The sequence below is a fragment of the Streptomyces sp. NPDC090499 genome (assembly GCF_044769305.1).
In the GTDB taxonomy this organism is placed as follows: Bacteria; Actinomycetota; Actinomycetes; order Streptomycetales; family Streptomycetaceae; genus Streptomyces.
Window position 1 is genome coordinate 269,969 of record NZ_JBIVXP010000010.1, and the last position, 19,979, is coordinate 289,947.

At 72.7% G+C, this 19,979-nt stretch carries 20 protein-coding genes; 8 read left to right on the forward strand and 12 right to left on the reverse strand.

The window, feature by feature from the left end; genetic code table 11:
• Positions 1 to 170: 170 nt before the first annotated feature.
• A complete protein-coding gene (locus ACIQVL_RS32880; protein WP_403442437.1) occupies positions 171 to 1,139 on the reverse strand; it encodes a helix-turn-helix transcriptional regulator in 969 nt (322 codons plus the stop codon).
• Positions 1,140 to 1,428: 289 nt separating this feature from the next.
• Between ACIQVL_RS32880 and ACIQVL_RS32885 the strand changes: the two genes are divergently transcribed.
• Together ACIQVL_RS32885 and ACIQVL_RS32890 are read left to right on the forward strand one after the other, a co-directional pair.
• Positions 1,429 to 2,415 carry an aldo/keto reductase gene (locus ACIQVL_RS32885; protein ID WP_403477153.1) on the forward strand — a complete coding sequence of 329 codons (987 nt, stop codon included), beginning with the start codon at positions 1,429 to 1,431 and terminating at the stop codon, positions 2,413 to 2,415.
• A gap of 209 nt (positions 2,416 to 2,624) precedes the next feature.
• Complete coding sequence (locus ACIQVL_RS32890; RefSeq protein ID WP_403477154.1) at positions 2,625 to 3,659, forward strand: zinc-binding dehydrogenase; 1,035 nt, start codon at positions 2,625 to 2,627, stop codon at positions 3,657 to 3,659.
• A gap of 24 nt (positions 3,660 to 3,683) precedes the next feature.
• On the opposite strand, the gene ACIQVL_RS32895 is transcribed toward ACIQVL_RS32890, so the two are convergent.
• On the reverse strand, positions 3,684 to 4,580 hold the full coding sequence (locus ACIQVL_RS32895; protein WP_403477155.1) for a helix-turn-helix transcriptional regulator: 897 nt from the start codon (positions 4,578 to 4,580) through the stop codon (positions 3,684 to 3,686).
• A gap of 418 nt (positions 4,581 to 4,998) precedes the next feature.
• Between ACIQVL_RS32895 and ACIQVL_RS32900 the strand changes: the two genes are divergently transcribed.
• Complete coding sequence (locus tag ACIQVL_RS32900) at positions 4,999 to 5,916, forward strand: endo-beta-N-acetylglucosaminidase H (RefSeq protein ID WP_403477212.1); 918 nt, start codon at positions 4,999 to 5,001, stop codon at positions 5,914 to 5,916.
• A 144-nt stretch (positions 5,917 to 6,060) separates the two neighbouring features.
• Here ACIQVL_RS32900 and ACIQVL_RS32905 read toward each other — a convergent pair whose 3' ends face one another.
• From ACIQVL_RS32905 to ACIQVL_RS32915, 3 genes are all read right to left on the reverse strand, one after another.
• Positions 6,061 to 6,912: a sugar phosphate isomerase/epimerase family protein gene (locus tag ACIQVL_RS32905; protein ID WP_403477156.1), complete on the reverse strand. Its 852-nt coding sequence runs from the start codon at positions 6,910 to 6,912 to the stop codon at positions 6,061 to 6,063.
• A gap of 114 nt (positions 6,913 to 7,026) precedes the next feature.
• A complete protein-coding gene (locus ACIQVL_RS32910; protein WP_403442421.1) occupies positions 7,027 to 7,914 on the reverse strand; it encodes a sugar phosphate isomerase/epimerase family protein in 888 nt (295 codons plus the stop codon).
• Positions 7,911 to 8,192, reverse strand: coding sequence for a hypothetical protein (locus ACIQVL_RS32915; RefSeq protein ID WP_403442419.1), 282 nt, complete (start codon positions 8,190 to 8,192; stop codon positions 7,911 to 7,913). The genes ACIQVL_RS32910 and ACIQVL_RS32915 overlap by 4 nt, the downstream gene beginning before the upstream one ends.
• 270 nt (positions 8,193 to 8,462) lie before the next feature.
• Between ACIQVL_RS32915 and ACIQVL_RS32920 the strand changes: the two genes are divergently transcribed.
• Together ACIQVL_RS32920 and ACIQVL_RS32925 are read left to right on the forward strand one after the other, a co-directional pair.
• On the forward strand, positions 8,463 to 9,185 hold the full coding sequence (locus ACIQVL_RS32920; protein ID WP_403477157.1) for a helix-turn-helix transcriptional regulator: 723 nt from the start codon (positions 8,463 to 8,465) through the stop codon (positions 9,183 to 9,185).
• Between the two features lie 47 nt (positions 9,186 to 9,232).
• Positions 9,233 to 9,766, forward strand: a complete 534-nt coding sequence (locus tag ACIQVL_RS32925; protein ID WP_403477158.1) for a DUF3291 domain-containing protein — start codon at positions 9,233 to 9,235, stop codon at positions 9,764 to 9,766.
• A gap of 135 nt (positions 9,767 to 9,901) precedes the next feature.
• Here ACIQVL_RS32925 and ACIQVL_RS32930 read toward each other — a convergent pair whose 3' ends face one another.
• Entirely contained in the window at positions 9,902 to 11,605 is a 1,704-nt protein-coding gene (locus tag ACIQVL_RS32930) for an NAD-dependent malic enzyme (RefSeq protein WP_403477159.1), read from the reverse strand.
• Positions 11,606 to 11,796: 191 nt separating this feature from the next.
• Positions 11,797 to 12,273, reverse strand: a complete 477-nt coding sequence (locus ACIQVL_RS32935; RefSeq protein ID WP_403477160.1) for a MarR family winged helix-turn-helix transcriptional regulator — start codon at positions 12,271 to 12,273, stop codon at positions 11,797 to 11,799.
• A gap of 268 nt (positions 12,274 to 12,541) precedes the next feature.
• On the opposite strand from ACIQVL_RS32935, the gene ACIQVL_RS32940 reads away from it, so the two are divergent.
• The 3 genes from ACIQVL_RS32940 (at position 12,542) to ACIQVL_RS32950 (ending at position 15,046) form a co-directional block, all read left to right on the forward strand.
• The gene (locus ACIQVL_RS32940; protein WP_403442407.1) at positions 12,542 to 13,642 is read left to right on the forward strand and encodes an MBL fold metallo-hydrolase; all 1,101 of its coding nucleotides are present in this window, start codon (positions 12,542 to 12,544) and stop codon (positions 13,640 to 13,642) included.
• 186 nt (positions 13,643 to 13,828) lie between these two features.
• Positions 13,829 to 14,530, forward strand: coding sequence for an SDR family NAD(P)-dependent oxidoreductase (locus ACIQVL_RS32945; RefSeq protein WP_403442405.1), 702 nt, complete (start codon positions 13,829 to 13,831; stop codon positions 14,528 to 14,530).
• Positions 14,531 to 14,629: 99 nt separating this feature from the next.
• Entirely contained in the window at positions 14,630 to 15,046 is a 417-nt protein-coding gene (locus ACIQVL_RS32950; protein ID WP_403442403.1) for a nuclear transport factor 2 family protein, read from the forward strand.
• Positions 15,047 to 15,217: 171 nt separating this feature from the next.
• Here the strand turns inward: ACIQVL_RS32950 and ACIQVL_RS32955 are convergent, their stop codons facing one another.
• From ACIQVL_RS32955 to ACIQVL_RS32975, 5 genes are all read right to left on the reverse strand, one after another.
• Entirely contained in the window at positions 15,218 to 15,946 is a 729-nt protein-coding gene (locus ACIQVL_RS32955; RefSeq protein WP_403477161.1) for a LuxR C-terminal-related transcriptional regulator, read from the reverse strand.
• A 79-nt stretch (positions 15,947 to 16,025) separates the two neighbouring features.
• Complete coding sequence (locus tag ACIQVL_RS32960) at positions 16,026 to 16,685, reverse strand: response regulator (RefSeq protein ID WP_403477162.1); 660 nt, start codon at positions 16,683 to 16,685, stop codon at positions 16,026 to 16,028.
• Positions 16,682 to 18,058 (reverse strand): sensor histidine kinase, encoded by a 1,377-nt coding sequence (locus tag ACIQVL_RS32965; protein WP_403477163.1) that lies wholly within the window; start codon positions 18,056 to 18,058, stop codon positions 16,682 to 16,684. Before ACIQVL_RS32965 ends, ACIQVL_RS32960 begins: the two co-directional genes overlap by 4 nt.
• 49 nt (positions 18,059 to 18,107) lie before the next feature.
• On the reverse strand, positions 18,108 to 18,932 hold the full coding sequence (locus ACIQVL_RS32970) for an ABC transporter permease (RefSeq protein ID WP_403442396.1): 825 nt from the start codon (positions 18,930 to 18,932) through the stop codon (positions 18,108 to 18,110).
• Positions 18,932 to 19,861 carry an ABC transporter ATP-binding protein gene (locus tag ACIQVL_RS32975; protein WP_403442393.1) on the reverse strand — a complete coding sequence of 310 codons (930 nt, stop codon included), beginning with the start codon at positions 19,859 to 19,861 and terminating at the stop codon, positions 18,932 to 18,934. The genes ACIQVL_RS32970 and ACIQVL_RS32975 overlap by 1 nt, the downstream gene beginning before the upstream one ends.
• Positions 19,862 to 19,979: the final 118 nt, after the last annotated feature.

Genomic DNA, 19,979 nt, shown 5'->3' on the forward strand with positions numbered 1-19,979 from the left:
TCGGGATCGCCCTCTGTCCGGCCGGTCCGGCCTGCTTCCACCGCACCCTCGCCGGCAGCCGGCCACACGGCAGCAGCGGCCCGGCGGGCATGCCTGAGCGCGGCGCGACGGGAGCCCTGACCCGACGCACCGGACGGTCGTACACGGTGTCTGTGCGCGTGTGGCCGTGCTCAGCCCTCCTGTGCTTGCCCGCGGTGCCCGGACGGGGGGAAGGGGGCCTCTTCCGGTGTCTTCGGGGCACGCCCTCGTGACGGGCCACTGTCGTGCGGGACCGGGTGGTCCGCGGTGAGGTCGAGGAGGACGAGCGCGTCGTGGGAGGGCGTACCGGGCTCGGCGTAGTAGGTCACCAGACGATGGCCGGGGGTGCCCTCCAACTGCATCCCCTGGTAGCCGAGGGTGAAGGTGCCGACGTCGGGGTGGTGATAGGTCTTGCGGCCGAACGCGTGTGCCTTGACCTCGTAGCGCTCCCACAACCGGGCGAAGTCCGGGCTCTTGAGCAGGAGTTCACCGACGAGCGCGGTCAGGTCGGGTGCGTCGGGGTCGGTGCCGGCCAGGGCCCGCAGCCGGGCGACGCAGCCGCGCAGGGTGTGTTCCCGGTCGGCGAAGACCTCGCGGGCGGCGGGGTGGAGAAAGGCGTAGCGGGCGAGGTTGCGCTGCTTGAGCGGCCATTCCTCGATACCGGCGAACAGACGCAGCCCGGCGGGGTTCCACGCCAGCAGGTCGTTGGTGCGGCCGGCCACGTAGGCGGGGCTCGGCCGCAGGCTCTCCAGCACCAGCTTGACGCCGGGCCGCACCGTCCTGCTCGGCGCTGCGGGAGGATCCGGTGCGGTCCGGGCGGCGTGGGCGGCCAGGGTACGCAGGTGCTCGTGCTCGTCCGGCGTCAGCTGCAGGGCGCGGGCGAGTGCGTCGACGACGGACGGGCTGGGGCGGGTCTCCCTGCCGCGCTCCAGGCGGGCGTAGTAGTCGATGCTGACCCCGGCCAGCGTGGCCAGCTCCTCGCGGCGCAGCCCCGGGGTGCGGCGCAGCCCGGCGCCGGGGGCCAGGCCCGCCTGGGCGGGGGTCACCTGGGCGCGGCGCGCCCGCAGGTAGCGGCCCAGCTCGGTGCCGCCGCCGGTCGGCTGCTGCCGGTCACGTGTCATACCGTCCAGTCTGCCGGTCCTGTGACCTGCACGGCAGGCGTGTGGGGTGCCCTGTCACAGCACGGAACGCCACTGCCCGGCACAGCGCGGCCTGCCACTCCGGACCGCCGAGGGGGAGGCTGGGTGATGTTGCGGACGGCCTCTCCGGTTGACGGGCCGACTCCGCACGGCGCGAAGGGCCCGACACCGAGAGGGCCCCGGATGCACTGCTCCGTGGCGTGACACCCGGCACCCCGGGGGAGCCGGGGAGGCATCCGCCGGCGCCCTGGAAACGAAGGAATCGCCAACCGTGAAGCACATCAAGCTGGGCAGCCTGGACGTGTCCCGGATCGGCCTGGGCACGATGGGGATGAGCGGCGTCTACACCGGCCACGGCACGGACGACGCCGAGTCCGTCCGGACCGTGCACCGCGCGCTCGACCTGGGCGTCACCCTCCTCGACACCGCCGAGATCTACGGACCCTTCGTCAACGAGGAACTCGTCGGCCGGGCTGTCCGGGGCCGCCGGGACCAGGTCGTCCTGGCGACGAAGTTCGGCCTGGTCTCGTACACGGGCGCGGGCGACGGCACGCCGGGTACGCCCGACAGCAGCCCGGCGAACATCCGCGCCGCGGTCGAGGGCTCTCTCCGGCGGCTCGGCACCGACTACATCGACCTGTACTACCAGCACCGGGTCGACCCGGCCACGCCCATCGAGGACACCGTCGGCGCTCTCGCCGAGCTGGTCGCCGAGGGCAAGATCCGCCACATCGGGCTGTCCGAGGCCGGCCCCGCCACGATCCGCCGCGCCCACGCCGTCCACCCCGTCGCCGCCCTGCAGACGGAGTACTCCCTGTGGACGCGTGACATCGAGGCGGAGATCCTCCCCGTGCTGCGGGAGCTCGGTATCGGCCTGGTGCCCTGGGCGCCGGTCGGCCGCGGTTTCCTGACCGGCAGGATCCGCTCCACCGACCAGTTCGACGCCACCGACCGGCGCCTGACCAACCCGCGTTTCACGGCGGAGAACTTCCGGCGCAACCTGGCCCTCGTCGACGAGGTCGAGGCGGTCGCCGCGGCGGCGGGCGCAACCCCGGCGCAGGTGGCCCTGGCCTGGCTGCTCGCGCGGGGCGACGACATCGCCCCCATCCCCGGCACCAAGCGGGTCTCCCGCGTCGAGGAGAACACCGCCGCCGACGCGGTCGAGCTGACCACCGAGCAGCTCGGCAAGCTCAACGACCTCACTCCGGCCGCGGGCGACCGCCTCGAAGCGGAGATGAGCCGGCTGGTCAACCTCTGAACCTCGACCCCGTACACCCGCACATCCGTGCACAAGGACTTCAGACACCGCAGACGAGCCGACCCCCGCCCGGAAGGCGCTCGGAGCCTTCGCGCCGAAGCTGGTCCAGCTGACCGACGAGGTGCTGTTCGGGTACGTCCGGGAGCGCCGGGGTCTCTCCCCGCGCGATCGCAACTACCCCTCACATCAAGCAAGATCGGAAGATTTTCATGCGCGCAACCATCATGTACGGCGCCGGTGACGTCCGTGTGGAGGACGTTCCCGACCCGAAGATCCAGAACTCCACCGACGCGATCGTCCGGGTGGTCCTCGCCTGCGTCTGCGGCAGCGACCTGTGGCCGTACGCCTCCATGCCCGCCTCCGGAGAGGGCCGGCGCATGGGACACGAGTTCCTCGGCATCGTCGAGGAGACCGGCTCCGAGGTGTCCGGTGTGAAGGCCGGGGACCTGGTGGTCGCGCCCTTCCTCTGGGCGGACAACACCTGCGTCTTCTGCAAGGAAGGTCTGCACGTGGCCTGCCCGCACGGCGGCCAGTGGGGCCCGAACGGCGTGGACGGCGGCCAGGGCGAGGCGGTCCGCGTCCCCCAGGCCCAGGGCACCCTGGTCAAGCTGCCGGTGGCCGAGGACTCCGCCCTCCTGCCCGCCCTGCTCAGCCTCTCCGACGTGCTGTGCACCGGCCACCACAGCGCGGTCAAGGCCGGTGTCGACGAGCACACCACCGTCACCGTGATCGGCGACGGCGCGGTCGGCCTGTCCGCCGTCCTGGCCGCCAAGCGGCTCGGTGCCGAGCGGATCATCCTGATGGGCCGGCACAAGGACCGCACCGACCTGGGCGTCGAGTTCGGGGCCACCGAGGTCGTCGCCGAACGCGGCGAAGAAGGCATCGCCCGCGTGAAGGAGCTGACCGGCGGCATGGGCACCCACGCAGTGCTGGAGTGCGTCGGCGCCCTGTCGGCCTTCCAGACGGGTCTCGGCGTGGTCCGCCCGGGCGGTGCGATCAGCCGGGTCGGCGTACCGCAGTACGGCGAGATCCCCTTCGGCTTCATGGACTTCGCGAAGAACGTCACCATCACCGGCGGTGTGGCCCCGGCCCGCGCCTACATGGAGGAACTGCTGCCCGACATCCTTGAGGGCAAGATCGAGCCGGGCCGCGTCTTCGACCGCACCGTCGGCCTGGAGGACACCGCGGACGCCTACCGCGCCATGGCCGACCGCGAGGCGCTGAAGGTCATCGTCAAGCCCTGACGCCGGTCAGGGGGCCGACCTGAGTCAGCTCCGCTCCTCCTCGACGTGCTCGGAGGCCGCTTCGGCGGCCCCCTTGTCGAGGAGGAGCATCCTGGCGTGGTCGGGGGTACCGGGTTCGGCGAAGAACACGACGAGCCGGTGGCCGGGAGTCCCGTCGAGCTGCATCGACTGGTAGCCGAGCGTGATGTCACCGACCTCCGGATGGTGGAAGGTCTTGTCGCCTCGCGGGTGCGGCTGAACGTCGTAGTCCGTCCACCGGCGCACGAACTCCGGGCATTCCCGCCGGAGTTCGTCGACGAGTTCGGACAGCCCGGGAGCGTCCGGTTCGGTGCCCGCGAGGGCCCGGATGCGGCCCACGCACGTGCGGACCTGCTCGTCCCAGTCGGCGAACAGCTTCGGCGCGCGCGGGTCGAGGAAGAGATAGCGCAGGGCGTTGTGCCGCTCGGGCGGCCAGTCCTCCGACCCGGCGAAGAGCCGGACCGAGCCGGGGTTGCCCGCGAGGATGTCCATCGTGCGGCTGATCACGTACGCCGGGTTGGGGCGCAGGCTCTCCAGCATCAGCTGGACATCGGGGCGCACGGTCCGCTCCGACGCGACCGGCTGATCCATCACGGGCTTCCTGCCGACCCGTTCGACAAGATCACGCAGATGCTCGTGTTCGTGCTCGTCCAGCCGGAGGGCGCAGGCGAGGGCGTCGACCACGGCCGGGCTGGGGTTGGTCTCCTGGCCGCGCTCCAGGCGCGCGTAGTAGTCGATGCTGATCCCGGCCAGCGTGGCCAGCTCCTCGCGCCGCAGCCCCGGCGTACGCCGCAGTCCGGCACTGGTCACCAGACCGACGTCCTCGGGCGTCACCCGGCCCCTGCGGGTGCGCAGGAAGATCCCCAGCCCGCTGCCGCCTGCGCTCTGCTGCTCGCGTGCCATGTGGTCCAGTATGCAGCCGGGACCACGGCCCGATCTGCTGTCCGCGCCGGCGCAAGAGCCCGTGGGACGGGGCTGCGGACGGTCGGCGGTTCCGCCGCAGCCCGTCGTGGGCGGCCGTCGACGCCGTGCCCGCCGTGCCGCACACCAGGGAAGTCTGCAGCGTTGACCTTGATCAGGTTGTCCCGCAGTTCCTCGGCGCGCATCACGGTGACCAGGTTCAGCGCGGTCTTCGACGGCGGGTGGGCAATCGGGGCCGGGCCGTGCCGCGGGTTGCGGTGCGACGCGCGTGCGCGGGAGGCGTCAGGAGTTCCCGCATGGTTCTGGGGATTCGGTCGCGGGAACGGAAGGATCCGGGGGGCTTTCTCGGCGCCCGCGGACAGGTCGGGCGCCGCTCCATGCGATGGGAGACCGATCAACGATGTTCACTCCGGTACGGAGCAGAATACGGACGGCCGCGCTCGCGCTGTCGGCCATGACGGCCCTCGCCTTAGGCGCGACCGCCACGACCGGCGCGGCGGCGGCCCCCGCTGCCGCGAAACAGGGACCGACCTCGGTGGCGTACGTCGAGGTGAACAACAACAGCATGCTGAACGTCGGCAAGTACACCCTCGCCAACGGCGGCGGCAACGTCTTCGACATCGCCGTGATCTTCGCGGCGAACATCAACTACAACACGGGCACGAAGGCGGCGACCCTGTACTTCAACGAGAACGTGCAACGCGTCCTCGACAACGCCGCCACGCAGATACGGCCGTTGCAGCAGAAGGGCATCAAGGTCGTCCTCTCGGTGCTCGGCAACCACCAGGGCGCGGGCTTCGCCAACTTCCCGTCCCAGCAGGCGGCTTCGACGTTCGCGAAACAGCTGTCGGACACCGTGTCCACGTACGGCCTCGACGGCATCGACTTCGACGACGAGTACGCCGAGTACGGCAACAACGGCACCGGCCAGCCCAACGCCAGCTCGTTCGTGTACCTGGTGTCGGCACTGCGCGCCGACATGCCGGACAAGATCATCAGCCTCTACAACATCGGCCCGGCCGCGTCGCGCCTCTCCTACGGCGGCGTCGACGTCTCGTCCAAGTTCGACTACGCCTGGAACCCGTACTACGGCACCTGGCAGGTCCCCGGCATCGCCCTGCCCAAGTCGAAGCTGTCGCCTGCGGCCGTCGAGATCGGCGGAACCTCGCAGAGCACGGCCGCCGCCCTCGCCCGCCGCACGGTCAGTGAGGGGTACGGCGTCTATCTGACGTACAACCTCGACGGCGCCGACCGCACCGCCGACGTCTCCGCGTTCACCAGGGAGTTGTACGGCAGTGACGCCCTCTACACGCCGTAGCCCGACCGCACTCCCCGGCGTCCGGCGCCCCCTCGGGGCGTGCCGCATCCCGTAGGGCCGCGCCTCGGGCAGGCCGCGCTTCCGACAACGATGTCGGAAGCGCGGTCGCCGCAGATACCGTGAACTGCACTGCGGCTCGACCGGCTATGCCAGCGCCGCCGCGGCGGTTCGGTAGGCCACCTCGGCTGCCTCGTGCACCGGCAGTTTCCGGTGTGCGTCCGACAGGATCTCCACGCCCCAGGGGCCGCGCCAGCCGGCCGTGCGGAGCGCGGCGATGACCCCGGGCAGGTCGAAGGAGCCCTCCCCGCACAGGCGGCGGCGCCGGACGGTGTCCTCGAAGAGGCTGCCGACGACCGTGCTGTCGGCGTCGTTCAGCTCCACGCCCACGATCCGCGAGAGCGGTACGTCCGCCAGCTCGGCCGGGGGCGTGTGGGCGCGCTCGGTGTGCCAGACGTCGATGAGGACACCGCCCGCGGGGTGGCCGGCCGCCTCGACGAGCCGGAGTGCGTCGTGCACGGTCCTGATGTTGGACCAGGGCAGGAACTCGATGCCGACCCGGGCGCCCACGCTCTCCGCCTCGGCCGCCAGGGCGGCGAACTCCCCGGCCCAGACGTCGAAGTGCAAGGGCCCGTCCTCGACATCGCCGTGGATCTTGAGGTGGCGGGCGCCGAGCGCCTCGGCGGCCCGCAGCAGGTCGTGGCGGACGGTGTCCGACGCGGCCCGCCGGGGTCCGTCGGCCCACCAGCCCGCCAGGGCCTCCAGTTCGATGTGCGCGAGGCCGTTGTCCTCGAAGATCGACCGGATGCCCGCGAGGCCGTGCTCGCGTTCGGCGACCAGCAGATCCGCGTGCACCAGCCCGAACCCCGTGAAGCCGGCCGCGGACGCCGCCTCGGCCCGCTCCCGGAGGCCGAGCGGACTGCGCTGGTCGGCGCCGGCCGGGTCGGCGGCACCGGCCGTGGTCCAGCAGGTGGCCAGCAGTTCGTCCTCGGTGTCCATGTGCCTCGCCGCTCCTCGCCTCGTCCCCAAGTGCCTTCCGGGATTCCCCGCATGCACCGCATGCACCGCATGCACCGCATGCGCCGACTGCGCGGCCCGTGCGGCCGCGTGGCGCTATGCGGTGGCGCGCAGCACCGAGCGCAGGTGTTCGGCGCTGGCCCACACGTCCTCGACCGGGCCCTTCTCCTTGGGTTCCGTCGTGAGGATGGTGTCCTGTTCGAGGACGTACCAGCCGTCGTAGCCGCGGCTGGTGAGGTGGGTGACGATCGCCTCGACGTCGACGTCGCCGGAGCCCAGCGGGCGGTACATGCCCTCGCGTACGGCGTCGGTGTAGGTGAGGCGGCCGGACTGCACCTTGGCGGCGAGGGAGGCGTCCACGTCCTTCATGTGGGTGTGGGCGATCCGCTCGGGGGCCTGCCGGGTGAGCTCGGCCGGGTCCGTGCCGCCGATGAGCAGGTGGCCGGTGTCGAGGCAGAGGGAGACCGACGAGTGCTCCAGGACCCGGCGGACCTCGTCACCGTTCTCGATCATCGTGCCGACGTGCGGGTGCAGGACGGCCCGCACCCCGCGCTCGGCGGCCAGTGCGGTGAGCCGGTCGAGGTTGGACAGGAGCAGTTTCCAGCCGTCGGCGTCGAGTTCGGGGCGGGAGTCGTAGCCTTCCTGGCCGGTGACGGCGGACAGGACGAGGACCTCGGCGTCGGAGGCGGCGTAGTTCTCCAGGAGCTGTTCGGCCTCGGGCAGCGGGTCGTGGCCGGGCACGTGCAGCAGCAGCGGGGTGAAGCCGCCGACGGCGTGCAGGTCGTGGTCGGCCAGGACGCGGGCCATCGCCTCGGGGGCGGCGGGCAGGAAGCCGTCGGGGCCGAACTCGGTGGCGGCCAGGCCGACCTCGCGCATCTCCTTCAGCACCCGCTCGGGCGTCAGCTGGTAGCCCCAGCCGGGTACTTCGCACACGCCCCAGGAGATGGGCGCGCCGGCGATCCGGTTCAGCTGCGGGGTGGTCATGCCGTGGCCTTTCGGTGGTTCCAGTGGGGGCGGGCGGCGTCGACGAGGACCGCTGTCGTCGCCGGGTGGTGGAGGAGCGCGTGGTGGACGGCCGGTCCGGCACTCCAGGTGCGGCGCGGCTCCGGGGGCGGCGGGGCGGCCCGGTGGTGGTCGGCACGGTTCGGCCCGGCCCGGGTGGGTGGGCGCGTGGCGGGATGCGCGTCCGCTCGGGGGCGGACGTACGGCACCGCACCGCGGCTCCGCGGCAGGCCGCCGACCGGCAACTCCACGGGCGTCATCGCCCTCCCCGTCCAGGAAACTGTCGGAACGCGGCCGTGGCCGACGTGCCGACCGGTGTCGCACCGCCGACGGCCAGACCGTTCACGTGGTCGCAACGCTAGGGTCGGGAAGGGAATTGGTGAAGCCCCTGAATCCCTCAATTGGCCGTCATCGGGACCGTCATTTGCCCATCATCGCGCGGGTCGGCATCGGCGGCGGGCTGCCGGCGACGCACCGCGTGCCGGTCCGGCCCTTCTATCTCCAACCTGCGTTGTTCCTAGAATGGCAGGGTGAACGACATCGACGCGATCGCGGCGTTGCAGGATCCCGTGCGACGCCGACTGTACGAGTACGTGGCCGCGCAGGGCCGCGAGGTCGGCCGTAACGAGGCCGCCGAGGCGACCGGGGTGGCGCGCACGCTCGCCGCGCACCACCTGGACAGGCTCGCCGAGGCCGGACTGCTCGACACCGGGAGCCGGCGGCTGACCGGGCGCTCGGGGCCGGGGGCGGGCCGGCCGGCCAAGGTGTACACGCGGGCCCGCGAGGAGCGGACGGTGTCGCTGCCCGCCCGCGACTACCGCACCGCCGCCGAACTGCTCGCCGAAGCCGCCGAGCATGCGGGGCTGGACACCGGGCTCTGCGCGGCCGCACGCCGTCGCGGCGAGGCCCTGCGCGGCTCGGCGGCGCCCTGCGGCGGCCTCGAAGAAGCCATGGAGACGCTCGCGGCGCGCGGGTACGAACCGCACCTGGAAGCCGCCGGGAGTGCGGAGGGTGCGGGGGGTGCGGCGGGTGCGGGGGATGCCGAGGGTGCGGCCGGGGTCGCCGGGGCCGTCGTCCGAATGCGCAACTGCCCCTTCCATGCCGTCGCCGAACGCTTCCCGCCGCTCGTCTGCGGCATGAACCTGGCGCTGCTGGAGGGGCTGCTCGGCACCGACGGTGCCGTCCGGGCGCGCATGGCCGCGCGGCCGGGCGAGTGCTGTGTGGTGGTGGAGGCCGTCGGCGGAGAACTCTAAAAACAACGACGATTGACATAGAAGGGGGTGCGTGCTGGTATGAGGCCATGACCGCATCCGCGTACGCAGTCCACCTCGCCCAGCTGAACGTGGCCACGCTCCGCTTCCCCCTCGACGACCCGCGCATGGCGCCGTTCGTCGAGATGCTCGACACGGTCAACGCCGCTGCCGACGCCGCGCCCGGCTTCGTGTGGCGGCTCGTGGAGGACGGGGCGGCCGACGCCACCGCCCTGCGTCCGGCGGGCGAGGACGTCATCGTCAACCTGACGGTGTGGGAGACCCAGGAGGCACTGTGGGAGTTCACCTACCGCAGTGACCACCTGGACGTGATGCGGCGCCGCCGCGAGTGGTTCCAGCGGCATGCCGAGGCGCATCTGGTGCTCTGGTGGGTCCCCGCCGGTCACCTCCCGACCACCGGCGAGGCCCTGGAACGGCTGGCCGACCTGCGCGCACACGGCCCCTCCGGGCGCGCCTTCACCTTCGCCTCCGCCTACTCCGCGGACGAGGCCGCCCTCGCACCGCGCCCCGGCGTGGACGTCCGTACCGCTCCGGTCGGTACCGCTCCCACCGGACGCGGGTGAGGGGCGGACGCCGGGCGGTCGACGGGCAGGTGCACCGGGGCGTCCGTGCCCACGCCGGTGAGTTCGGTGCGGCCGGTCTCGCCCAGCAGGGCCAGGCACACCACCGTCACCACGTCGATGCGGGGCGGGGGCCGGTCAGACGGCCTTGACGGGCGGGTACACCGGCTGCCACATGGCGGCCCTGACCCGCTTCTCCACGGAGTCGTCGACGGTCGTGCCGGACCCCCCGTCGGCGGCCGCGGCGTGGGCCACCGCCACGGCGACCGCCACCGAGGTCTCGCGCAGCTGGTCGGTGAGGGGCAGGATCGGCGCGCCGGGGCCGTCGGCGTCCGTCTGCCCGGCGACGGCGTGCGCGGCGGCGACCAGCATGCCGTCGGTGACCCGGGTGGCCCGGGCGACGATCGCGCCGAGCCCGAGGCCCGGGAAGACCAGCGCGTTGTTGGCCTGCCCGATCAGGTACCGGACCCCGTCCCGCTCGACCGGGCGGAACGGGCTGCCGGTGGCGATCAGGGCGCGGCCGTCGGTCCAGGCCAGCAGGTCGGCGGGGACCGCCTCGGCCAGGTCCGTCGGGTTCGACATCGGCAGGATGATCGGCCGCTCGGTGTGGGCGGCCATCTCCCGGACGATCTCCTCGGTGAAGGAGCCGCCCTGCCCGGAGGTGCCGATCAGGACCGTCGGCCGGACCCGCGCCACGACCTCGGCCAGCGCGATGCCGCCCACCTTCTCGTCCCGCTGCCAGTCGGCGACCCCGGCGGCCGGACGGGCGTAGCGGACCTGGAAGTCGCGCAGGTCCTGCTGGTCCTCGGTGAGCAGGCCGTGACGGTCGACACCGAAGATGCGGGCGGTGGCCTCCTCGGCGGTCAGGCCGTCGGCGACCATGGCGTCCCGCAACTGGTCGGCGATGCCGATGCCGGCGGTGCCCGCACCGAAGATCACCACCCGGTGGTCGCGCAGCGGGGTCCCGCTGGCCTTCACCCCGGAGAGCACCGCGGCGAGATTGACCGCACCGGTGCCCTGCACGTCGTCGTTGAAGGTGAACTCGGTCGGGCGGTAACGCTCCAGGATGCGGCGGGCGTTGGCGGGACCGAAGTCCTCCCAGTGCAGCAGGGCGTGCGGGAAGAGCCGACGGGCGGTGGTGACGTAGGCGTCGATGAAGGCGTCGTAGGTCTCCCGGTCCACGCGCGGGTGCCGGTTGCCCAGGTAGAGCGGGTTGTCGAGGAGCTCCTGGCGGTTGGTGCCGACGTCCAGCATGACCGCGAGGGTGCGGTTCGGGTCGATGCCGGCGGCGGCGGTGTAGACGGCGAGCTTGCCGACCGAGATGTCGATGCCGCCCACCCCCCAGTCGCCGATGCCGAGGATCGCCTCGCCGTCCGTGGCGACGATCAGGTCCACGTCGTCCGGCCCGAGACCGGCGGCCGCGAGCGCGCCCCCGATCTCCTCCGGGGCGTGCACCGACAGGTACACGCCGGCCGGGCGCCGGTACTCGTTGCTGTAGCGCTGGATGGCCCTGCCGACGGTCGGGGTGTAGACGATGGGCAGCATCTCGTCGAGGTGGTCGCAGAGCAGGCGGTAGAAGAGCACCTGGTTGCGGTCGTGCAGCGCGGTGAGGTTGACGTTCTTGGCCAGGTCGGTCGGCTGCGCCGCGTACTGCTGGTACGCCCGCTCGGCCTGCTGCTCCAGGGTCAGCACCGCCGGCGGCACCAGGCCGACCAGGCCCAGCGTCCGCCGCTCCTCCGGAGTGAAGGCGGTGCCCCGGTTCAGGCGGGGCTGGGAGAGTACGGCACGGCCGCGGGCGGTGGTCTCTATGCGCCCCTCGCCGGCATTCCACTGGGTCGTCATGATCGGCTCCTTGCCGTTTCCGTGTCGCTTCCAGGATCGGGGTGCGGGACGCTCCGAGTCGCCCCGGGCCGCTCCGAGTCGTCCGGGGCTGCTCCGAGTCGCTCCGAGTCGCTTCGAACCGCCCCGCTCCGAGCCGTCCCGGGCCGCTCCGAGTCGCCCCGGGCCGCTCCGAGTCGCTTCCGGGGGACCGGTCAGCCGCGCCGGGCCGTGGCGTAGGCGCGTTCCAGTTCCGCGACCGTGCTGAGGAAGTCGGCGCCCTTCAGCCGGTGCAGGGTCTCGGTGGCGAGGCGGTCGAGGGCGGTCCAGAGGTCGGCGAGCGGCTCGCGGAGCGCCTCGCCGCCGGCGGTGAGCGAGACGATGAAGGCCCGGCGGTCGTGCTCGGCACGGGCCCGGGCGACCAGGCCCGCGTCCTCCATGCGGCGGATCGACCGCGAGACCGTGGAGTGGTCGAGCCCGACCGCCTGCTGCAGCTCGGCCTGCGTCTGGCCGTCGCGGTCGAAGAGCCGCATCAGGATCAGTTCCTGGCCGGGATGCAGGCCGAGTTTCAGGAGGAGCTCGGCGCCGTAGCCGTGCAGTTCGCGGGAGAGCGCGAAGAGCCCGAAGCTGACCGGGGCGCGCTCGACGAGGCTGGGCCGAGGCATCACCGGGTCGGGCTTCGCGGCTGGCATGGCACTCCTCTGCGGGCGGGCGACGGGGGCGGAAACTCGCTGCCCTGCTGCTTGCCGGGCTGGGAATACCTTAGTCGCAAGGGGTGTTGACGGGCGGTTCTCCGAGGGTCCTCCGGGGGGCACCGCATGTCCGAGACCGGTCCGGCATCGAAAACAAGTTGCTTGCTTAGGCAAGCTGTTTGGGGCTACGGTAAGCGCGTTGCGCCGGGCGGGAGCCGATGGGGCGGACCGCCCTGGCCCTCCCGGAACCGTTCCGAAAGGGATCGACATGTCATCCAGCTCCACATCCGGAACCGACCGCCGTTCGTTCCTCGCCAGAGTCGCCGCGGCCACCGCCGTGCCCGCGGCCGCGGCCCTGGTGGCCGGGGGTACCGCGACGGCGGCCTCGGCGGCCACCCCGCGCACCTCGGCCGCCGGATCCTCCGGTGACGGCCTGCCGGACTACGCACCGGTGCCCGCGGGCTCCCTCGGCCCGGCGGTGAACAGCCAGGGCTACTACGTGGGCCGCGTCCAGCGCAATCTCTACTGGGTGACCGACGGCGACTACCAGGCCGCCTTCCTCACCACCCGGGACGGGGTCGTGCTGTTCGACGCCCCGCCGACCATCGGCCACAACCTGCAGCGCGCGGTCGACGAGATAGCGGCCGCCAACGGCACCAGCAACAAGGTCACCCACATCGTCCACTCCCACCACCACTCCGACCACGTCGGAGCGTCCGGCCTCTTCGGCCGCCACGTGGTCCGGATCGGGCACGAGGAGAACCGCCGCCTGCTGCGCCGCGACAACGACCCGAACAAGCCCGCGCCCGACGTCACCTTCGCCGACCGCTACACCCTGCACGTCGGCGGCGAGCGGGTCGAACTCGCGCACCACGGCAGCAACCACGCGCCGGACAACATCTACATCCGGTTCCCGCACCACGACACGCTCATGCTGGTCGACATCACCATCCCCGGCTGGGCCCCCTTCGGCGCCCTCAACTACAGCGAGGACATCCAGGGTTACCTGGCCGCCCCGGCCAAGGCCCTGTCGTACCCGTGGAAGCACCACATCGCCGGTCACATGGGGCGGCTCGGCACCCGGGCCGACGTCACCGTGCACCAGCAGTACATCGACGACCTGACCGCGTCGATCAAGCAGGCCCTCGGGACCGTCGACTACGGCGTCTTCGCGGCCAAGTACGGGAACAACATCTGGGCCGTCGTCAAGACCTGGCTCGACGAGGTCTGCCGGCAGGCGGCGGCCCCGGTCGCGGCCAAGTACACCGGCACCCTCGCCGCCGCCGACGTCTTCACCGAGAGCAGCGCCTTCTCGCTGGTGGAGTCGCTCCGGCTGGACCTCGGCCTGGGCAGCGCCATCCACGGCTGACCGGATTTCCGATCTCCAGATAATTGCTCACGCGAGCAACAAACAAGACGGCGGTGCGCCGACGGTCCGGGGCGGCCGTCGGTGCACCGCACCGGCGCGTCCGCCGCCGTCCTCCGTCCCCCCCCCCGACCATCCGTCCGCCCCATCCTCCATCCGCCCCACCCTCATCATGATCAGGAGCACTTGATGCCTGAGAACCCCACCACCCCCAGGGTCGCCGTCGTCGTGGGCGGCGCCGGGGCCATCGGCGGCGCCGTCGCGCGCGAGCTGACCGGGCGCGGCCATGTCGTACGGGTCCTGGACCGGGCCGGCGACATCGTCTGCGACCTGGCCGACGCCGAGGACGTACGGGCGGCCGCGCGCCGCGTGCTGGCCGAGAACGGGCGGTGCGACGTGCTGGTGCACGCGGCCGCCGCCACCGACCTGATGGACGTCGAGAGCATCGACCTGGACGCCTGGCGCCGGGTCCAGGCGGTCAACGTCGAGTCCGCGGTGCTGCTCGCCCAGGCGTTCGTGCCCGGGATGCGGGAGCGCGGCTTCGGCCGGATCGTGCACATCGTCTCCGACACCTTCTGGCGGCCGCCGAGCCCGGACCTCCTCGCGTACGTGACCAGCAAGGGCGCGCTGGTGGGACTCACCCGCTCGCTCGCGGCCTCGCTCGGGCGGCACGGCATCGCGGTGACCGCGGTGGCGCCCGGCCTGACCCGGACCGCGTCCACCGCGTACCAGCCGGACGCCGCTTTCGAGGCCTCGCAGGCCGGACAGGCGCTGCCCCGCGCGCTGACGCCCGAGGACGTGTCGGCGACGGTCGGCTTCCTGGCGAGCGACGCCGCCGAGGCGCTGACCGGCCAGATCCTCACCGTGGACGGCGGTGGCGTCTTCACGTGACCGGCCGGACCGCTTGACTTATGTGGCTAGCCAAGTAATTATGTGTCTAGCCACATTAATGCGTGGCCCACTTCGCATCACGATGGGAACGGACGAATCATGAGTGAGACCCTTACCGCCGCCGACCTGGTGCGGCGCAACCTCGACACCTTCCTCGCCAAGGACATGAAGGCCTGGGCGGACCAGTGCGACGAGAACGTCGTCGTCGAGTTCCCCTTCGCCCCCGAGGGCAGCCCCGCCCGGCTGGAGGGCCGGACCGCCGTCTACGAGTACCTGAAGGGCTACCCCGACCTCATCGACGTGCAGCGGATCACGTCGCTGACCGTCCGCGCCACCGACGACCCGGACACGGCCGTCGCCGACTGGAGCGTCACCGGCAAGGTGCTGTCCAACGGCAATCCGTACGACATGAGTTACGCGACGTTCGTGACGTTCAAGGACGGAAAGATCGTCAAGTACCGGGAGTTCTGGAACCCGCTCGCGTTCCTCAAGGCGCTGGGCGGGGAGAGCTTCTGAGCGGGGCCGGGCGGCGCCGCTGAGAGGCGCCGCCCGGCCCCGGCCGAGGGCTGGGGGAGGAACTGGGCGACCGGCCATGACCGGCCGCGACCGCCCACGACCGGCCGCCCACGACAGTGCCGCGGACGAAGGGCGGCGCATCGCGGCACGTCCGGGGGGCCGGGGGAGCGCTCACGCCGCCGGCCGGATCAGCCCCGACTCGTAGGCGAAGGCCACCGCCTGCACCCGGGCCCGGGCGCCGATCTTCGCGAGGACGTTGCTGACGTGGGTCTTCACGGTGGTCGGGGCGATCGACAGCCACTGCGCGATCTCGGCGTTGGTCCAGCCGGAGGCGACCGCGATCAGGACGTCGCGTTCGCGCCCGGTGAGGGCGCCGAGCCCCGAGGTGCGGGGGAGGGGGCGGACGGTGTGCTGCTGGCGTACGGCGTCGATGAGCGCCCGGGTCAGACCGGGCGTGATGACGGCGTCGCCGGCGGCCACCACCCGGATCGCCGCGGTCAGTTCGGCCGGGTCGGCGTCGTTGAGCAGGAAGCCGCCGGCGCCCGCCCGCAGGGCCGCCCAGGCGTCCGCCTCCTGCTCGGCCGCGGTCAGCATCAGGACCCGTGGGACGCGGGAGCCGGCCGCGGCCTCACCGGTGAAACCTGCGGAGGGGGTGCGGGTCCGGGCGGCGGGACGGGCGATACGCCGGACGGTGTCGATGGCGTCCGCCCGGGACAACTTGCTGTCCATGAGGACGACGTCGGGACGGAGCGCGGTGCTCGCACGGATCGCCTCGTCCCCGTCCACCGCCTCCCCGACAACCGTCAGTCCCGGCTCGGCGGCGAGGAGCATGCGCAGGGCGAGGCGCTGGAGGGATTGGTCGTTGACGACGAGTACGGAGACCGTGCCTGTCTTCTCCATGCGAGGTCCGTTCCGTGAACGAAACTGTTTCGTTCACATGCTACGCCTGGAGCCGCCGCACCGGGAGAGGGGGGTCCCACTACCTGGCCCGGACCAGTCCGGCGTCGTACGCGGTGATCACGGCCTGGATCCGGTCGCGCGCCCCGATCTTGGCGAGGACCCGGCCGACGTGCTTCTTCACGGTCGACTCGGTGAGGACGAGGCGCTCGGCGATCTCGGTGTTGTTCCATCCCTGGCCGATGGCGACCAGCACCTCGCGCTCGCGGTCGGTCAGCGAGCGCAGCCGGGGGTCCTCGTCGGGCACGGCGGGTGCCAGGACCCGGTGGGCGTAGGCGTCCAGGAGACGCCGGGTCAGCGAGGGCGCCACCACGGCGTCGCCGCTCGCCACCGCGTGGATGCCCGCGACCAGCTCCTCCGGGCGGGCGTCCTTGAGCAGGAAGCCGCTGGCCCCCGCGCGCAGCCCGTCGTACGCGTATTCGTCGAGGTCGAAGGTGGTCACGATGAGGACGCGGGTGCGGCCGCCGGTGGCGACGATCCGCCGGGTCGCCTCCAGGCCGTCCATGCCGGGCATCCGGATGTCCATGAGGACGACGTCGGGCCGCAGTTCGGCGGCGAGCCGGACGGCCGCCGCGCCGTGCTCCGCCTCGCCGACCGGCTCCAGACCGGGGGTGCCCTCCAGCAGCATCCGCACACCCATCCGCTGCAGCGGCTGGTCGTCTGCGATGAGTACGGTGGTCACAGCTGCTCTCCCGGAGCCGGCGGGGCGGATGGAGCGGGCGGTGCGGACGGCACGTCGAGGGCGACGTCGACCAGCCAGCCGGGACCGCCCTCGCGCGGCCCGGCGGTGACCGAGCCGCGGTACATCGCGGCGCGCTGCCGGATGCCGACCAGGCCGTGCCCGGTGGTGCCTGAGGTGCCGGCGGTGCCCTCGGGCGGCTCCTGCCCGGGTGCCGCGCCGGTGTCCGCGACCCGGACCCGCACCTCGCCCACCGCTACGGCGACCGTCACCTCGGCGGACGCCCCGGGCCCCGCGTGCTTGAGGGTGTTGGTCAGCGACTCCTGGACGATCCGGTAGACGGTGAGCTGGAGGCCGTCGCCCAGCGCGTCCGGGTCGCCCACCGTCCGGTACGTCACCGGCAGTCCCGCCGCCCGGACCCGCGCCAGCAGCGGGTCCAGGTCACCGACGCCCGGCTGCGGCGCGAGCGGCCGCTCGTCGTCGGCGCCCTCGCGCAGCACGCCGAGGACCCGGCGCAGTTCGCTCATCGCCTGCCGGCCGGTGTCGCCGAGGATCCGCAGGGCCTCCGCGGACCGCTCGCCCCGGTTGCCGGCGAGGACCGCCGCGCCGTCGGCGACACTGACCATCACGGAGAGGTTGTGGCCGACGATGTCGTGCATCTCCCGGGCGACCCGTGCCCGCTCGGCCGCCGCGGTGAGCCGTACCCGCTGCTCCTGTTCGACCTCCAGCTGCCGGGCGCGGTCCTCCAGGGCCGCCAGATAGAGCCCCCTGATCCGGACGGTCAGGCCGACTGCGACCGCCGCGGTCAGCGAGCCCAGCAGGAAGAAGGTGCCGAGCAGCGGATGGTCGATCGGCGCCAGGACGTTGGCGCTCAGGGCCAGCGCACCGGCGCTCAGCCCGACCGCCCAGCCCAGCACGCGCAGCGAGCCGTTGCGGGCCAGGGTGTACAGGGCGACGAGCGTGGCAATGCCCGCCCGCAGCCAGACCCCCGTCGACCACTCGACCACGTTCACGGCGAGGATCGTGAAGTACACGACGGCCGGGGCCCGGCGGCGCCACCAGAGCGGAACGACCAGCGCGGCGACGAAGGCGCACAGGACGCCGGTCGGCAGCGTGTCCGGGGTGGCCGTGTGTGCGAAGGGGGATTCGTGGTCGACCATCAGCAGGTCGGGCAGGCTGATCAGCAGCATGAACAGCACCAGCGCGGTGTCGAGCAGCCATGGATGGCGCCGGTCCAGCAGCCGCCGGCGGCTGCGGTCGCGCAGCATCCGGCCCAGCAGCGGATGCGCCCAGGCCGCGTCGAACCCGGGGGACGGCGTGCTCGCCGTCCCCCGGGTGGTGTCCCCGGCGGCTGCCGCGCGGTGCGGCGGACTCATGCCGACCATTCTCCTCGGCTCCCGAGGCGGCGCGTGTGCCGGGCCCGCCTCAGACGTCGGTCCTGACCAGCCGGTACGCCGCCCCGGCCAGGGTCAGGGCCACCCAGCCGGCGAAGACGGCGAGGCCCGCGCCGGGTGAGAGGGCGTCGGAGGACTGGTGCAGTGCGTACACCGCCTGGCCCGCGTTGCTCGGGAAGTAGGGGCTGAGGGTGTCGTACCAGGAGTCGGGCAGCAGCGTGGCAAGGCCGGGCAGGATGAGCAGGATGCCGACCAGGGAGGCGATGGCACCGGCGGAGTTGCGCAGCAGCACGCCGAGGGCCACTCCGAAGACGGCGACCAGGCCGAGGTAGAGGCCGGCCCCGGCCAGGCTGCGCAGCACCCCGTCGTCGCCGAGCGACAGGGAGATCTTCTCCCCGTCCAGCCCCGGTGAGCCGAGACCGAACGCGGCCAGCGCGCCGAGGGTGGCGAGGACCAGGGCGATCGGGCCGATCACCGCGGCCTTCGCCCACAGCACCGGCAGCCGGCGCGGGACGGCGGTGAGCGTGGAGCGGATCATGCCGGTGCTGTACTCGCCCGCCGACAGCAGCACCCCGAGCACGCCCACGGCCAGCGACGCGAACGTCACCCCGGTCAGGGCCAGGCTCACCGCGTCGCTGTCGCCGCCGCTCCGGCCGGGCGGGCCGCCCGCCGCGGCGCCCGCGGTGTAGGTGTAGCTGGCGATCGTCCCGAACAGGACCAGCAGGAACACGGCGACCGAGAGGGTGATCCAACTGGAGCGCAGCGACCAGAACTTGGCCCACTCAGCGCGCAGCACCCGGGCGCCGGTGACCTTGTACGCGGCCGGGCGGGCGGGGGCGATGCTGGTGACGGTCATCAGGCGGCCTTTCGTGCGGTGCCGGCCGGAGCGCTCTGGTACTCGACCACGTCCCGGGTGAGGTCCATGAACGCCGTCTCCAGGGAGACGGACTGCGGGGTGAGCTCGTACAGCGGTACGCCGTGCAGCGCGGCGACCGTGCCGATCTCCCGGGCGTCCCGGCCCGCGACCAGCAGTTCCTCGGCGGACGAGGAGGTGATCGTGACGTCGGGACCGGCCAGCAGCGAGCGCAGCTTCGCGGGCTCGCCGGTGACGACCTTGACGCCACCGCCGCCCGCGTCCCGGGTGAAGTCGTCGACCGTGGTGTCCGCGAGCAGCCTGCCCCGGCCGATGATCACCAGGTGGTCGGCGATCAGCGCGGTCTCGCTCATCAGGTGCGAGGAGAGCATCACGGCCCGTCCCTCGTCGGCCAGTTGACGCAGCAGGTTGCGGACCCAGAGCACGCCCTCGGGGTCGAGGCCGTTGACCGGTTCGTCGAGCATCACGATCGCCGGGTCGCCGAGCAGCGCGGCGGCGATGCCGAGCCGCTGGCCCATGCCGAGCGAGAAGGCGCCGACCCGCTTGCCGGCCACGCTCGTCAGCCCGGCCAGCTCGATGACCTCGTCGACCCGGCTGCGCGGGATGCCGTGCGTGTACGCGAGCGCCAGCAGGTGGTTGACCGCGCTGCGGCCCGGGTGGACCGACTTGGCCTCCAGCAGGGTGCCGATCTCCTGGAGGGGCGCCGCGTGCCTCGCGTAGGAACGGCCGTTGACGGTGACCGAGCCGTGCGTGGGGGCGTCCAGGCCGACGATCATCCGCATGGTCGTCGACTTGCCGGCGCCGTTGGGGCCGAGGAAGCCGGTCACCTCGCCCGGCTTCACGGTGAAGCTCAGACGGTCGACGACGGTCTTGTCGCCGTAGCGCTTGGTCAGTTCGCGCGCTTCGATCATGGGGCTGGGCCTTCCTGCCTCGCACTCGGCCGCGGCCGGTCCCGGCGCGGTGTCCGATGTCGAAGGTAGGAGCGGCCGGGCCGCGGACCCTGGGACCCCGGGGGAATCTTCGGCCCGG